Annotated in this window: 1 pseudogene; it reads left to right on the forward strand. The window is 62.0% G+C overall.

Going from position 1 to position 498, the window contains the following annotated elements:
* Window positions 1-498 (forward strand): annotated as a pseudogene (locus EOA38_RS38580) (transposase); the annotation flags it as partial.

Raw genomic sequence — 498 nt, forward strand, 5'->3', positions numbered from 1 at the left:
GAGCTGTACAGGCTTATCTGGCGGCTCTGGCTGACGGCGAAACACCGCCACAGACCACATCCGACCCGCCCAACCTGGCCGCTTTCGTAGCAAGCCTATCGAGTGCCTGGCACGCGGGCGAAATCCGTCCGACCTTCTCCATCGAAGCCAAACCGCGTTACCTGCGGAGTCTACAAAAGCTCTCGCCACAAACCCTTATTGCGGCTCCCATCGCCGCGCTCAAGCCGGTGATCCCATCCACTCCTGCCGCGACAGCAGAAATGCAGGAGGAGCCGAAGCCGGTCTACGCCGAGCCTGGCCAAGCCCGCGTCCAGGCGCTCCGCATGGTGTGGCCGATCGTTTGTCGCCGATTGGAGGAGTTCCCCAACATCAACGCCACGCAGCTCTTCGAGGAGCTGTGCGTCCAGTTTCCAGGTCGATTTACCCGCAAGCAGTACAAAACACTCGTTCGACGGGTCAATCTCTGGCGCCAAGCGGCTCGCGCACGCGGTGTTGTCG

Source organism: Mesorhizobium sp. M1E.F.Ca.ET.041.01.1.1 (assembly GCF_003997355.1).
GTDB lineage: Bacteria > Pseudomonadota > Alphaproteobacteria > Rhizobiales > Rhizobiaceae > Mesorhizobium.